This window comes from Butyricimonas synergistica DSM 23225 (assembly GCF_000379665.1).
Taxonomy (GTDB): domain Bacteria; phylum Bacteroidota; class Bacteroidia; order Bacteroidales; family Marinifilaceae; genus Butyricimonas; species Butyricimonas synergistica.
In genome coordinates, this window is sequence record NZ_KB903373.1 from 107,312 (window position 1) to 120,864 (window position 13,553).

General features: G+C 46.7%; 13 protein-coding genes. 7 read left to right on the plus strand and 6 right to left on the minus strand.

What is annotated here, in order from left to right:
• The first annotated feature begins 20 nt into the window (after positions 1-20).
• Together A3CY_RS0119105 and A3CY_RS0119110 are read left to right on the plus strand one after the other, a co-directional pair.
• The gene (locus tag A3CY_RS0119105; protein ID WP_240388193.1) at positions 21-1,292 is read left to right on the plus strand and encodes a thioredoxin family protein; all 1,272 of its coding nucleotides are present in this window, start codon (positions 21-23) and stop codon (positions 1,290-1,292) included.
• Positions 1,289-4,072, plus strand: a complete 2,784-nt coding sequence (locus tag A3CY_RS0119110) for a M16 family metallopeptidase (protein ID WP_018339562.1) — start codon at positions 1,289-1,291, stop codon at positions 4,070-4,072. The genes A3CY_RS0119105 and A3CY_RS0119110 overlap by 4 nt, the downstream gene beginning before the upstream one ends.
• 80 nt (positions 4,073-4,152) lie before the next feature.
• Here the strand turns inward: A3CY_RS0119110 and A3CY_RS0119115 are convergent, their stop codons facing one another.
• The gene (locus A3CY_RS0119115; protein ID WP_026207888.1) at positions 4,153-4,416 is read right to left on the minus strand and encodes a type B 50S ribosomal protein L31; all 264 of its coding nucleotides are present in this window, start codon (positions 4,414-4,416) and stop codon (positions 4,153-4,155) included.
• Positions 4,417-4,783: 367 nt separating this feature from the next.
• Here A3CY_RS0119115 and pgeF point away from each other — a divergent pair, with 367 nt between their 5' ends.
• Genes pgeF through A3CY_RS0119135 form a run of 4 tightly spaced genes read left to right on the plus strand, consistent with a single transcriptional unit; the run spans position 4,784 to position 7,175 of the window.
• Positions 4,784-5,599, plus strand: coding sequence for a peptidoglycan editing factor PgeF (pgeF, locus tag A3CY_RS0119120; protein WP_018339564.1), 816 nt, complete (start codon positions 4,784-4,786; stop codon positions 5,597-5,599).
• A gap of 4 nt (positions 5,600-5,603) precedes the next feature.
• Positions 5,604-5,957: a CidA/LrgA family protein gene (locus A3CY_RS0119125; protein ID WP_018339565.1), complete on the plus strand. Its 354-nt coding sequence runs from the start codon at positions 5,604-5,606 to the stop codon at positions 5,955-5,957.
• 21 nt (positions 5,958-5,978) lie between these two features.
• A complete protein-coding gene (locus tag A3CY_RS0119130) occupies positions 5,979-6,677 on the plus strand; it encodes an LrgB family protein (RefSeq protein ID WP_018339566.1) in 699 nt (232 codons plus the stop codon).
• Positions 6,678-7,175, plus strand: a complete 498-nt coding sequence (locus tag A3CY_RS0119135) for a 3'-5' exonuclease (RefSeq protein ID WP_018339567.1) — start codon at positions 6,678-6,680, stop codon at positions 7,173-7,175. It abuts the gene before it with no gap.
• On the opposite strand, the gene A3CY_RS0119140 is transcribed toward A3CY_RS0119135, so the two are convergent.
• The 3 genes from A3CY_RS0119140 to sppA all read right to left on the minus strand — a co-directional run bounded on the left by A3CY_RS0119140 (position 7,170) and on the right by sppA (position 10,881).
• On the minus strand, positions 7,170-7,982 hold the full coding sequence (locus A3CY_RS0119140; RefSeq protein ID WP_018339568.1) for a purine-nucleoside phosphorylase: 813 nt from the start codon (positions 7,980-7,982) through the stop codon (positions 7,170-7,172). The genes A3CY_RS0119135 and A3CY_RS0119140 overlap by 6 nt on opposite strands.
• Positions 7,957-9,009, minus strand: coding sequence for a tetraacyldisaccharide 4'-kinase (gene lpxK, locus A3CY_RS0119145; RefSeq protein ID WP_018339569.1), 1,053 nt, complete (start codon positions 9,007-9,009; stop codon positions 7,957-7,959). Before lpxK ends, A3CY_RS0119140 begins: the two co-directional genes overlap by 26 nt.
• A gap of 66 nt (positions 9,010-9,075) precedes the next feature.
• On the minus strand, positions 9,076-10,881 hold the full coding sequence (sppA, locus tag A3CY_RS0119150; protein ID WP_018339570.1) for a signal peptide peptidase SppA: 1,806 nt from the start codon (positions 10,879-10,881) through the stop codon (positions 9,076-9,078).
• 200 nt (positions 10,882-11,081) lie between these two features.
• On the opposite strand from sppA, the gene murA reads away from it, so the two are divergent.
• On the plus strand, positions 11,082-12,389 hold the full coding sequence (murA, locus tag A3CY_RS0119155; protein ID WP_018339571.1) for a UDP-N-acetylglucosamine 1-carboxyvinyltransferase: 1,308 nt from the start codon (positions 11,082-11,084) through the stop codon (positions 12,387-12,389).
• Positions 12,390-12,401: 12 nt separating this feature from the next.
• Here murA and folK read toward each other — a convergent pair whose 3' ends face one another.
• Positions 12,402-12,887, minus strand: coding sequence for a 2-amino-4-hydroxy-6-hydroxymethyldihydropteridine diphosphokinase (folK, locus tag A3CY_RS0119160; RefSeq protein WP_018339572.1), 486 nt, complete (start codon positions 12,885-12,887; stop codon positions 12,402-12,404).
• Positions 12,888-12,915: 28 nt separating this feature from the next.
• Positions 12,916-13,542 (minus strand): DUF4290 domain-containing protein, encoded by a 627-nt coding sequence (locus tag A3CY_RS0119165; protein ID WP_018339573.1) that lies wholly within the window; start codon positions 13,540-13,542, stop codon positions 12,916-12,918.
• Positions 13,543-13,553 lie beyond the last annotated feature (11 nt).

Consider the following 13,553-nt stretch of genomic DNA (forward strand, 5'->3'; position numbering starts at 1 on the left):
AAAATAGAATAATGATGAGAATGATGAAATATGTATTAGCACTCCTGTTTATGGGAGTGCTTGGAAATTTGTCTGCTCAAATTGTCTTTTTCCAAGGGACTTTTGAAGAGGCGTTGAAACAGGCGAAGGCTGAAAAGAAGGATGTGTTTATCGATTTCTACACGGAATGGTGCGGACCTTGTAAGGTGATGGCACAAAAAGTGTTTACCGTGCCGGAAGTGGGCGATTATTTTAACAAGCATTTCGTGAGTTGCAAGTTGAATGCGGAAGCTCCCGAGCAGGCGGAACTCGTGAAAAAATATGGGGTGGAGGCTTTTCCCACGATGTTGTTCGTGAATGTGAAAGGCGAGGTGTTACGTTTGGTGTTGGGTGCGAAAACTCCGAATGCGTTGCTCCGCGAAGCGAAGATGGTGACGGGTGATATGCTGACGTTCGAGAAGTTGTATGAAAAATCCAAGAAGGAAAAGAAAAACACGGAGTTGCAACAGGAATTATTGTTTCGGGCACCCGAGTTTATCACTACTCAAACGGGTTACAACCGGGATAAATGGATGGTGCGTATTGAGGCGCTTTTCCCCGAGTACGTGAAGAACAAGAAATTGGAAAACATGATTAACGCGGAGGATTTTTATATCATCAGCATGTATCATACGGAAATCAAGGATAATGACGAAATTTTTGATTTCTTGGTGAAGAATTATTTGGGGTATGCCGAGAAAGTAGGGAAGGAGAAAATTCAGGATTTCATTCTGGGACTTTACAATAATTACATTGTTTCTTTCTGTAAAAACGGGAAACAGGATTACAAGAAACATCTGGAGAGAGTGAAAGGTGACTTGCAACCGGTGTACGGTGATATTTCGTTTGGTACGCTTCCCGCTTATGAAGCGATATCCTTGCTGGCGGACGGGTATTATAGTCTTTACCGTAAAGATATAAACATGTTTTTTGAGAAGATGGATCGCTATTTTTCCGGGGCGGAGAAGGCTTTGGTGGTAAACGATTACACGCAACCGATAGAGGATTTGTATACCGTGTATCGCGGGAATTTGCCGGAAGGGACACATGCCAAAGTCATCGTTTGGTTGGATAAGGCTTTGCAACATGAGATGGAAGCGCAGTTGCGCACTCGTTTGTTGTATATGCTGGGGGATTGTTTTTGCGCCACGGGTAATTTGGAAAAAGCGAAACAGAGTTTGAATCAGGCTTTTGTTGTTAGTTCCGGAATTGAAAATGTGGAATTGATGAAACATTTGCAGAATATGATACAAGAGAAGTTGAGAGAATTATGAGAAAATTGTTGTCATTTATATTCCTTGCTTTATTTTTTGTTCCCTCGATATTCGCACAAGAGGATAACGTAAATTTTCGGGGCGGTCGATTGGAAAACGGGTTGACATATTACATTCGCCGCACCGGAAGTATGCCTGGGCATGCTGATTTTTACCTCGTGCAAAACGTGGGAGCTTTGATGGAGGAGGATGAACAAAACGGGTTGGCCCATGTACTTGAACACATGGCGTTCCATGCCACGGAGAATTTCCCTGACGGGGTCCCGGCTTTTTTGAAGCGGCACGGGATAAGTAATTTTAACGCGTATACCGGTCATGACGAAACGGTGTATAATATAAATAACGTACCTTCTTCCTTGAAATTGCTGGTCGATTCTTGTATCTTGGTTTTGAGGGATTGGTCCGGTTTTCTCAAGTTATATCCCGAGGAGATGGAAATCGAGAGACAGGTGATACTGGAAGAACGCCGTTCGGGAATGGATTTGTCCAACCGGTTGCAAACTAAGGCGAATTATTTTATTTATAATGGAAGCAAGTATGCCACGCATGACGTGATTGGCTCCGAGAACGTATTGCGGAATTTCACAGCCGAGCAAGTAAGGAGTTATTACAAGGATTTCTATCGCCCGGATCAACAGGCGGTAATTATTCTTGGGGATATAAACGTGGAAGAGGTGGAAGCCGAGGTGAGACGTTTATTTGTTCCTATTCCCCAGCGGGAGAACCCGAAACCTCGTCTCGTGTATGATATTCCGGATAACCCGGAACCTCAATATTACAAATTGATAGACAAGGATGTGCCGAAGAATGGGATGGTGCTTATGAAACGTTTCCGAAAGAATCCGGTAAATTCATTGCGGGAGATGTTGCGGGAGGATTTGTTACGGGAGTTGTATAATAAGATTATGCGTGACCATTTGGCGGAGTGCATGGAGAGCAATGAGATGGCATTCCTTGATGCGAGTATCGGTATATTCGAGATTGTTCGTAATTACGAGGGATTAAATATTGTGGTATCTTCTTTGCCCGGAATGGAGATCGAAGCCTTGGAACAAGTGATGGAACAAATGGTGCGTGTGCATCGTGTGGTGATCACGGATGAAAAATTGCGTGCTTTGGCTGCCGGTTATCTTAAACGCTTGGAACAATTTAAGTTGCAACAAGATAAATTCCCAAATAACATGTATTTGAAAATGTATCAGAACAACTTCTTGCTTGGCTATCCGATCAGCGAGTTCGCACAAAATATAGATACGACGAAGACCTTGCTTGCCGGTCTGACCGCGGAAGAGTTCCGGAAATGGATCGATCGTTGGTTTGATGATGACCGGAATTGGATTTTTATCATGCAGGGGAATCGTCCGGATTACCCGTTTCCCACGGAAGAGCAAATTTCTACGGTGATCAAGAATGCGTGCGATTTGACGTTTGAGAAGGAAGAAGGGCAAGAGGAGTCGTTGGCGACTGGAAAGTTGATAGATTTTGATATTCAGACGGGTAAGATTGTAAAAGAGAAGGTGCTAAAAGCGATTGATGCGGAAGAGTGGACATTGAGTAACGGGGCGAAAGTTTATTACAAGTACACGGACCATAACAGGGGTATGTTTAACATTTTACTTGGTAGCCGAGGTGGGCGTTCTTTGATTCCCGCGGAGGATTTGCCGTCGGCGGATGCCATGGTGGCTTTGTTCTTGAAGAGCGGTTTATACAAGTATGGGACGAAAGAGTTGAATGCCCTCACGCAAGTGCATTCCATTAATCTGGATATATTCTTGGAGGAAACATCCGAGAGTATGAATTGCACGAGCACGGCAAAAGATGCAGAATTTGCTTTTCAATTCCTGCATCTGGTGATAGAGAAGCCTCGTTTTGATAAGGCTGCTTTTGATAAGTACGTTCACGTCAATAAGTTGATGTCAGTCCATTCCCGCAAGACAACAGATGACACGATCAACGACGTGTTGAGGGAATTGCGTATGGTGGAATCTCCCCGTTTGTGGGTGAAAGGAGCTTCTTATTACGAGGCGATGGATTACGAGAAAATGGTGCGTATTTTCAAGGAGCGTTACCAGAATGCCTCGGATTTCACTTATTATATCGTGGGGGATTTAGAGCGGGAAACAGCACGGGAGCTTGTTGCCGAATATATCGCTTCTCTTGCTTCAGCCGGGGGGAAGAAGGAGCAACCGGTAAAATACGAGTATTACAAGAAAGGGGACGTGGCAAAAGATATTGCCGTGGATATTCCCGGGCAGAAATACATGGTAGACATGGCTTTCTCGAATACCTTGAAAGTTAAACCGGTTGATAAACTTTGCATGATGATCCTTCAGAAGCATTTCGAGTTTCTTTTCCAGCAACGTATCCGGGAAACGGAGGGCGGTTCCTACGGGGTGCACGTGCGGACGGATGTGAGTGATTATCCCGATCCGTCGCAGCTGTTTAATGTGCAATTTGAGAGTTCGCTGGAGAAAGGTCCCCGTATGCGAGCCATTGTGCACGAGTTGATCGAGGAGTTTTTGAGAGAGGGAATTTCTGATGAGGATGTAGAGGATTTTATCTTGTTGTTGAAAAAGGAACGGGATGCCGTTCCGGATTTCGGAAGTATTCCTTTCTGGACGGAAAATATTCAGTTTTATCAACGAACGGGGAGACGTTTGGATGCTCCCGAGTTTTTCGAGAACGTGATTGATAAAATCAAGGCGAAAGACGTGTTGGCTTTTGCCCGGAAGTTTTTTGCGGATGCGCAATGTATTGATATTGTTGTGAAATCACGATAATTACCACGGGGTACTAAAAGGCATATAAAAAACCGTCCAAGATTTTATTCCTGGACGGTTTTTGTATTATATCAGAAAAATTATTTCTTTCTGTTTTCCATGTGCGTTTTGTAACGGTTCATGAACTTGTCAACACGTCCTGCGGTGTCGATCAATTTGATCTTGCCGGTATAGAACGGGTGAGAAGAGTTAGAAATTTCCATCTTGATTAATGGATACTCAACTCCGTCGATTTCGATAGTCTCCTTTGTTGCTGCGGTAGACTTGGTGATAGTAGTCATTCCATTAGACATATCTTTAAATGCTACTAATCTGTAATTTTCAGGATGTATGCCCTTTTTCATCTCGTATATAATTTTTAAAATTGTTCCTACTTTAACGGGCAGCAAAGATAGTCGATTCATTATAAACCACAAAGAAATTCAGTGACTTTTTTTCGAGAAGGGGTATTAAAACGTTTATAACCTTTGATTGGTGCGAGAGGCGTGTGTTAAAAATAGAATGACGCCGGGGTTTACGCTTGTCAGTACGTACCTTCCGGCGTCGGGGAATGGATTATTTTTCTTTTGGTACGTGGAGTTGGTCGGGTTGGTTCGGTTTTTAAATTTATTTGTCACATGAGTCTATCTGTTGACAATTAAAGTTTATGGATTGGGAGTATAACCTTTATGAGAATGTTGTATCTTTGTCCCCTCGAAAAAACGAACAGTTATGATTAGGGTCGAGAGAGAGTATGTACCGTTTTACCGTTTCGCGGGATTGAGTCGTTTCCCGGAATTGAATCACTTCGTTTCCGGTAGGGAAGGAGGGGTGAGTACAGGGGGGCGCTTTTCGTTGAATCTGGGATTCATGGATGAAGACAGCATGGAAAATGTACTGGTTAACCGGGAGCTGTTGGCTAATGCTGTCGGGTGTAACCTTGATGCTTTCACCTTTGGAGAACAGAAGCACACGACACATATTGAGGTGGTCGACACGACAAAGCGGGGAAAGGGTGGAAAAGAAAAAGAGAGCCGCCTGCCCGCCACGGATGGACTGATTACCCGGGACTCGGGAATTTGTTTGATGGTCCTGGCTGCGGATTGTGTTCCGGTATTGCTTTATGATCCCGAGGAGCGGGTGATTGCTGCGGTTCATGCCGGGTGGCGGGGAACTGTTGGGCGGATTGCGGCACGGGCGGTGCAACGCATAGAGGAGGAATTTCACTGTCAACCCGAGAATGTTGTCGTGGGTATTGGTCCATCCATCGGACCTTGTTGTTTCGAGGTGGGCGAGGAAGTCATCGAGGCTGCCCGTGAGGGATTGGGAGATATACGAGGGCTCGTCACGAACTCCGAGAATCCCGGCAAGTATTACTTTAATCTGTGGGAGGCGAACAAGCGGCAATTGGAACAAGCGGGTGTACTACCTGCCCGGATTGAGGTTGCCGGAGTCTGTACGGTATGCCATCATGACCGATTCTTTTCTTACCGCGGGGATCACGGGGATACGGGACGTTTTGGAGCGGGAATCATGCTAAAAGAATGATACGATGTTAGGAGGTATTTTTATCATTATGGCTTTTTATTTACTGGGCGAGTGTATTGCTTGGTTGTTGAACGGGTTCGTCCCGGGAAGCGTGTTGGGAATGATGTTGCTTTTCGGGGCGTTATCCTTGCGATGGGTAAGTCCGGACAGGGTGCGCCCTGTTGCCCGCTTCCTGTGTAACAATATGGCGTTCTTTTTCCTTCCGGCGGGAGTGGGGATTATCACGTCGATGGATGTATTGTCACGCTATTGGGATATCGTGTTGGTGGTCGGGACGGTCACGACGTTGCTGGTGTTGGTCGTGGTGGCTACACTTCAGCAATGGCAGGAGAATCGCAGGCATTCGGGTGTGAAGTAACATTTTTAAATTACAAAAGAGATGCAGTCAATAGTTTCATCGGAGATATTTATAATCACCTTGGTTTGCGGGGTATATTTGATGGCGTTGTGGTTGTACCGGAAAACAAAGATTGCCTTGTTGCATCCTTTGTTGGTTTCGATTCCGGCTTTGTTGGGATTGATGAGCGTGTTGGAGATACGGTATGAAACGTTCCAGCAGGGGAGCCGGATGATTAATTTCTTGCTAGGACCGTCCGTTGTTGCCTTGGGATTCGTGCTTTGGGAACAAGTGGAATACATGAAAAGTAACGCGGTTTCCATTTTAACTTCTATCTTTGTAGGTAGTCTGGTCGGTATCGTGAGTGTGATAGGCATTGCCCGTTGTATGGGAGCCGATCATGTGCTGATAGCCACCCTGGAACCGAAGTCTGTTACGACCCCGATAGCTATGGATGTCGCGGAAAAAGCCGGGGGAATACCGGCAATCGCGGCAGTGATTGTCATCGTGGTCGGTATTTTCGGGGGTATTGTAGGACCGTTCGTGTTGAACAAGTTGAATATCGATAGCAAGATAGCCCGCGGGTTATCGCTGGGAGCTGCTGCCCACGGGTTGGGGACTGCCCGGGCGATGGAATTGGGCGCTTTGGAAGGAGCTATCAGCGGGTTGGCGATCGGGTTGATGGGAGTGACTACCGCGATACTGGTCCCGGTTATTGAATGGATCATGTCATTGTTTTAGATGTTAAAGGATTTTACGGCTATAGATTTCGAAACGGCTAACCGTTACCCGACAAGCGCTTGTTCTATCGGGATTGTCGTCGTGCGTGGCGGAAAGATCGCGGAGGAATTCTCGCATCTGATAAAGCCGGAACCGTTTTATTTTTACCGCAAATTCATCGAGATTCACGGGATTACCCCGAAGATGGTAGAGGAGGCGCCTTCGTTTTATGATTTGTGGAGCGTGATGGGGCGCTATTTCGACACGCGGGCTTTGGTGGCTCATAATGCGGGGTTCGACATGAGCGTGTTGAAGGCTTGCCTGGAACGGGCGGATATTTATATCCCGATGCCCCCGTCCTATTGCACGTGCCGGCTTTCCCGCAAGCTGGTGAAGGGTTTGCCTAATTATAAATTGAATACCTTGTGCGATCATTTCGGGATTGCACTGAATCACCACGAGGCATTGAGTGATGCCCGTGGTGCAGCAAAAATCATGATAGAACTCGGTCGGTTATAACCGGCTGATAATTTCTTTGAAGATAGCTCCCATGCGGGGTTGGGCGTGATTGCCCACGTCTTGTACTTCCGCGTGGTTCGTGTTGAGCAGTTCCGGACTGGCTGTACTGTTCGTGATGACAGACATCCCGAAGCATTCCATGCCCATGTGGCGAGCCACGATGATTTCCGGCACGGTAGACATTCCCACGGCATCCCCGCCGATAACACGGATCCAATGGTATTCCGCCGGAGTCTCGAAAGAAGGACCTTGCAATCCGGCATAAACGCCTTTCTGAAGTTTAATATCCAATTTTTTCCCGGCTTCCTCGGCGAGGGCTATCAGACGGGGGCTATATGCATCCGCCATACCCGGGAAACGGGGTCCCAGTTCGTCGATATTCTTTCCCCTGAGCGGGTGTTCCGGGAATAGGTTGATATGGTCGCGAATCACCATGAGATCGCCCACGAGATAGCCGGTATTCACCCCTCCTGCCGCGTTGGACACGAAGAGGGTCTTCACACCCAGGGCGTGCAGTACTCTCACGGGGAAAGTCACTTCCTGCATGGAATATCCCTCGTAATAGTGGAAGCGTCCTTGCATGGCAATCACTTTCTTGCCCCCGAACGTGCCGATCAGCAATTGTCCCCGGTGTCCCTGTACCGTGGATACGGGGAAATGGGGAATAGCCATGTACGGGATGGCGTGTTCGATCTCGATGGATTTCCCGAGCTCTCCCAGTCCGGTGCCCAGGATAATCCCTATCGTGTGTGCGCCTTTGATGTAAGGCGCCAAGTATTGGCTACTTTCTTTTATCTTGTCTAACATAGTTGTATATATTTTTAATGAGTTGGTCTTGTGACGTCAGGAATTCCGGTTCGATAGGAACGTAGAATATCCGTTGCCTGATTTCATCCGGAATGTTGCATAGGGCTAACCGAACGGCATCTTTCTCCGTGGTGAAAATGTACTTGTTCGGGTTGCCGATCTTGTTGTATTCCTGTGTGATCTGTTGTATGTCTGTTTCTCGGTAATTGTGATGGTCCGGGAAAGAAACATGATGTATTTGGTTAGTTAATTTTTCAAGGTGTTCGATATAAGGTGCCGGTTGGGCAATTCCCGTCACGCACAAGATAGCACAATCCGGGGTAATGGAACAACGGCTGCTCGTGTCCAGCGGGGTAATGTTCCCGTATTTCATCGTGGTAAACAGAAGTTGCTGGTAAGCCATTAGGTTCAAGTGCTTCGATATGATCCGCTTCTCGATGGGAGATATATTGGCAGGGCACTTCGTGACAATCACGTAATTTGCCCGGTCTTTGGCACTCTGTTTCTCGCGCAATCTGCCTAAAGGCAGAAGGCTGTCTTCATAGATCGGTCGGTTGTAATCGATCAGCAGGATGTTAATATCCGCCTTCACGTACCGGTGTTGGAATCCGTCATCGAGGATTATAACATCCGGTTTCTCCGGCAATTGCATCAATTTTTTGATGCCCCTCACCCGGTTGGCGTCGACCGCCACGGTGATGTTCGGGAATTTATTTTTTATCTGCATGGGTTCGTCCCCGATTTCGCTGGCTGTGGATTGTTCGGTTGCCAGAACGAATCCCGAAGTTTTACGTTTGTAGCCCCGGCTCAGGCAGGCTACCCGGTAATCGTTTTTCAACACGTTGATTAATGCTTCCGTGTGGGGAGTCTTGCCCGTACCGCCCACGGTGATATTCCCTACACAGATGATGGGGATATCAAATTCGTGTGTTTCCAGTATGCCTAGGTTGAACAGCCTGTTTCTGACGCTGACACTCAGTCCGTACAGGACGCTTAATGGCCATAAAGTAAGATATTTGAGCACCATGCAGTATATTGTTTATTCCCCGGGCAAATGCCGAAAGACCTTTGCCCGGGGAGTTCGACATTCGCTTTAGTTGAACGTGAGATCGTAAGGTATTCTGGCTACCATCCCGTTGATTTTTAATAATTCTTTCTGACTACGGTATGTATCGTAGAATTCACCTAATTCCGCCTTGATGATCTTGGCTTTTACCGTTTCCGTGAGGTTGAGCAAGAGGTCTTCAAGCGTGTTGCGTTCAGCCGGAAGTTCCGTGATCTGGTATTCCGTGAGTCCGGCTTTTGCCGCGGCAATCTGTATGGCATCTTCCAACCCTCCCAGCACGTCAACCAGCCCGATAGTCAAGGCGTCCTCTCCGGTCCAAACTCGTCCTTGCGCGATCTCGTTCACTTCTTCTTTTGTCATGTGGCGACCTTGGCTCACCCGGTCGAGGAAAGAGTCGTAACCCCGGTTGATGTAATTTTGCATCACGTTTCTCTCGTAAGCGGTCAGCGGTCTGTCGCTGATCGGAATCGGGAGCGGGTAACCTCCGCCAAAATCACTGTGGTCATTGGTTTTAACCACTTCCGAGTTGATGCCTAGTTTATCTTTAATCAATTTCTCCCCGCTGAATAATAACCCGAAAATCCCGATAGAACCGGTCAGTGTGGTCGGGTCGGCAACGATGGTATCGGCTGCACAGGAAATGTAATACCCGCCGGAAGCGGCAACGTTCCCCATGGATGCAATCAATGGTTTCGTTTGAGCGGCAAGCTGAACTTCTTTCCAGATAATATCGGATGTCAAGGCACTTCCTCCCGGGGAGTTCACTCGCAGGACGATCGCCTTGATATTCTTGTCTTCCCGTGCTTTACGGATGGTTTGAGCCAGCTCCGGACCGATCGTTGTCGGTGATTGTTGGAAACCGATTTCCCCTTGTGCGTAGATAACGGCAATTTTGTCAGAGGCAAGATTGAGGGTCGGGAGTGCTGCGTTTTGGTATTTATCCAAGCTAATCATAGACAATTGGGTAGAGTCCGAAATTCCGCAAGCGGCATTCAGTTTGCCGAGCATCTCGTATTCATAAAGTGTCCCGTCGAAGAAACCTTCTTTCACGAATTCTTCCGTGGGATATACCTGAAAATCGTTGGTCAGCCGGGTAATCTTCTCTATCGAAATATCACGCCTCTCGGAAATACCTTTGATGATATTTCCCCATAGGGAATTGAGGTACGTCTGCACTTGCTCGCGGTTGGCATCACTCATGTGATCCTGTATGTAAGGTTCTACTGCCGATTTGAATTTTCCCACGCGGATCACTTCCGGTTGTACGCCGATCTTTTTCAACAAGTCTTTGTAGAAAGAGATGTTGGCAGACATACCCGTGAGCAATAACGGGGTTTCCGGGTTCACGAAAATACTGTCGGCTACCGTTGCCAGATAATAGCTTTTCTGGTCGTATCCCATGTTCGAGTAGCTGTATATGAATTTTCCGCTTTCCTTGAATTTCAATAGGGCAGTTCGTATCTCATCGATTGTGGCGAGAGCCCCGAAGTTCGATTGAATTTCCGTCAGGTCAAGGTAAATACCCTTGATGCGGTCGTCTTTGCCGGCTCGGTCGATGTATTTCAGTATGTTGTTCAATCCCATCTGTTTATTCACGGTGAAGGTCATGATATTTAGGTTCTGTAACAGATTATCGGAAGCCCTGTCCGGGATCGGATCCCTGAAAGAGAGTTTCAAAATAGAATTATCCTTGAGAGTTACACTCTTGTTGCCCGCGAAATTAATGAGGCTGATGGAACTGATGAACATGACCATGCAAATGACAAGCATAAACGTGTTCACGATAATGACGCCGACAATCGTTGCTAATAAATACTTTAGAAAGCTTTTCATAATGTAGTTTTAATCGTTAATTATTTGTTATACAATAAACGAGATAGCTTTTTATTTTGGGTACGCGCAAATCATTTTTTAATAGAAAATGATTTTTACAAATGTATGGATTAATTTTGGTCATGCAAATTTAAAATTGGTGTTGTTTTGTTTCTCTTCTAATTTTTGATAGTTTTACGTCGGAACAAAATAGATACGGAATGAGTAAGTTTGAAGTTATAGGAGGGAAGCGGTTAAAAGGCGAACTGGTCCCTCAGGGAGCGAAAAATGAAGCGTTACAGGTGATATGTGCTTGTTTGCTGACGAAGGAAGAAGTGGTCATCAGTAATATTCCGGAGATCCTAGACGTGATCAAATTGATCGAGTTATTGAAGGGTATGGGGGTGCAGGTTGAACGTAGACAAAAGGGTGAATTTTCATTTAAAGCCGCTCATATCGACCTGAAATACTTGGAAACGGAAGAATTTTATAACAAGGCATCCAGCCTGCGTGGTTCCATTATGATACTTGGTCCCCTGCTGGCTATTCACGGTTTTGGGTTGGTGCCGAAGCCGGGAGGGGATAAGATCGGTCGGCGGCGTTTGGATACACACTTTCTGGGGTTCGAGAAATTGGGCGCTACTTTCGAGTACGATGGTACTAACGGGTGTTTCAAGGCGTCTGCCCAAAAACTCAAGGGCGCTTATATGCTGTTGGATGAGGCTTCCGTGACGGGAACCGCGAATATTATCATGGCGGCTGTTTTGGCAGAGGGGGTTACTACTATATACAATGCGGCTTGCGAGCCTTACGTGCAGCAGCTTTGCAAGATGTTGAACGCCATGGGAGCACGTATTTCGGGTATTGCCTCCAACCTGTTGACCATCGAGGGGGTCGAGAGTTTGGGTGGTTGCTGCCACCGTTGTTTGCCGGATATGATAGAGATTGGCAGTTACATAGGGCTTGCCGCTTTAACCCGCTCGGAAATCACGATCAAGGGTTGTGCTATTCCTCAGCTGGGGATTATCCCCAATGTTTTTCGTAAACTGGGTATTCGCATCGAAGAACGGGATGATGACCTGTATATCCCCCGGCAGGAGCATTACATGATAGAAGATTTTATCGACGGCTCCATTCTCACGGTTGCCGATGCCCCGTGGCCCGGCTTGACGCCCGACTTGTTGAGTGTCTTTCTAGTTGTGGCGACACAGGCAAAGGGTAGCGTGTTGGTACACCAGAAGATGTTCGAGAGCCGTTTGTTTTTCGTGGATAAATTGATTGACATGGGAGCGAAGATTATTCTTTGCGACCCGCACCGGGCGACGGTGATCGGGCAGAATCATGAATCGCAATTGCGAGCCACGAAGATGACTTCCCCCGATATTCGTGCCGGAATCGCTTTGTTGATCGCCGCCTTGTCTGCCTCGGGAACCAGCGTCATCGACAATATCGACCAGATCGACCGGGGATACGAGCATATCGACGAGAAGTTGAACGCCATCGGGGCAGAGATCAGGAGAACGGAGTAATGGAGGTGTGTTTCAACACGCCTCTATGATTTCGGTTTTCAAAGTATCCGGACTTTCCAGCAGGAGTTCGGATATTTTTTTGCCAAGAACGGGATGGATGAAGTCGGGCATGATTTCATTCAGCGGACACAAGACAAAGTTGCGTTGCGCCATTCTGGGATGAGGAACTGTCAGGCGAGGGGTATTGATGATTTGGGAATCGCAGAACAGAATATCAATATCCATGGTACGGGAAGTGAATTGGGTTCCCGTGCGCACGCGTCCCAATTGTTTTTCCGTCGCCTGGCATTTGTCTAAAACTTCTTCCGGGGTTAGTTCCGTGTTGTAAACCACGATTTGGTTGTAAAAGGGATTCTCGGATTCAAATCCCCACGGGGCGGTTTCGTAAAGGGAAGAACGGATTTCGATCTTCCCTATGGTCGACATTTCTTTTATCGCTTCGTCAAGGAGAGCTTTGCGATCTCCTTGATTTCCACCGAAAATGAGAGTTACCAGCATCTGCCAATTTTGGATTTTTGGTTCAGATTTAGTGTTTCTTGAAAGTATGCTTTCTGTTTTTTTGTTGCCTGTTATTATTGTTCGAAGGCTTTTTATTTGTCTTCTGTAACAAGTCTTTGGAATGTGACAACATCATACCTTCCGGCATTTCGATATTGCCCCCGTACAACGTGTTGATGTCATCGTATATTTGTTCGTCTTCCACGGAGTCCTTGTTCCAGGTAAGGAATGATTTTTTCATGTGGTTTGCCGTCAGTACGGTAAGAACTCTCTTGATCTCCGGGTCTTCGGTTTCCTTGATCTTTTCGATCAATCTTTCGGTCAACAACCCGTAGTGTCTGTACTTGATGCGGTGGTTGTTATACGGTAACCTTTCGGGCTTCTCTTCCAAGATCGCTTTATCGGGAAGGGGGTAGGGGGCATCAATGTCGAGAGTGAAATTCGACATGATCATCAAGTGATCCCATAGTTTGTGCCTGAAATCCGGCACGTCCCGAAGGTGGGGATAAAGGTTACCCATCACGCTGATGATTGTCCTGGCAGCACGTGTACGTTCGTCTCTGTCTGTTATTGTTGCCAGGTGATCGATCATGATCTGTATATTTCTTCCATATTCCGGAAGAATCAGTTTTTTTCTTTGGCTATTATAGTCCATTACAGGATAAG

Bases quoted from the DNA above. Each gene is read 5' to 3' on its own strand.
- A3CY_RS0119125 (WP_018339565.1), top strand. From the start codon at position 5,604: ATGTTAGGAGGTATTTTTATCATTATGGCTTTTTATTTACTGGGCGAG.
- A3CY_RS0119165 (WP_018339573.1), bottom strand. From the start codon at position 13,542: ATGGACTATAATAGCCAAAGAAAAAAACTGATTCTTCCGGAATATGGA.
- A3CY_RS0119110 (WP_018339562.1), top strand. From the start codon at position 1,289: ATGAGAAAATTGTTGTCATTTATATTCCTTGCTTTATTTTTTGTTCCC.
- lpxK (WP_018339569.1), bottom strand. From the start codon at position 9,009: ATGGTGCTCAAATATCTTACTTTATGGCCATTAAGCGTCCTGTACGGA.
- pgeF (WP_018339564.1), top strand. From the start codon at position 4,784: ATGATTAGGGTCGAGAGAGAGTATGTACCGTTTTACCGTTTCGCGGGA.
- A3CY_RS0119115 (WP_026207888.1), bottom strand. From the start codon at position 4,416: ATGAAAAAGGGCATACATCCTGAAAATTACAGATTAGTAGCATTTAAA.
- murA (WP_018339571.1), top strand. From the start codon at position 11,082: ATGAGTAAGTTTGAAGTTATAGGAGGGAAGCGGTTAAAAGGCGAACTG.
- A3CY_RS0119140 (WP_018339568.1), bottom strand. From the start codon at position 7,982: ATGTTAGACAAGATAAAAGAAAGTAGCCAATACTTGGCGCCTTACATC.
- A3CY_RS0119130 (WP_018339566.1), top strand. From the start codon at position 5,979: ATGCAGTCAATAGTTTCATCGGAGATATTTATAATCACCTTGGTTTGC.
- folK (WP_018339572.1), bottom strand. From the start codon at position 12,887: ATGCTGGTAACTCTCATTTTCGGTGGAAATCAAGGAGATCGCAAAGCT.
- A3CY_RS0119135 (WP_018339567.1), top strand. From the start codon at position 6,678: ATGTTAAAGGATTTTACGGCTATAGATTTCGAAACGGCTAACCGTTAC.
- sppA (WP_018339570.1), bottom strand. From the start codon at position 10,881: ATGAAAAGCTTTCTAAAGTATTTATTAGCAACGATTGTCGGCGTCATT.
- A3CY_RS0119105 (WP_240388193.1), top strand. From the start codon at position 21: ATGATGAAATATGTATTAGCACTCCTGTTTATGGGAGTGCTTGGAAAT.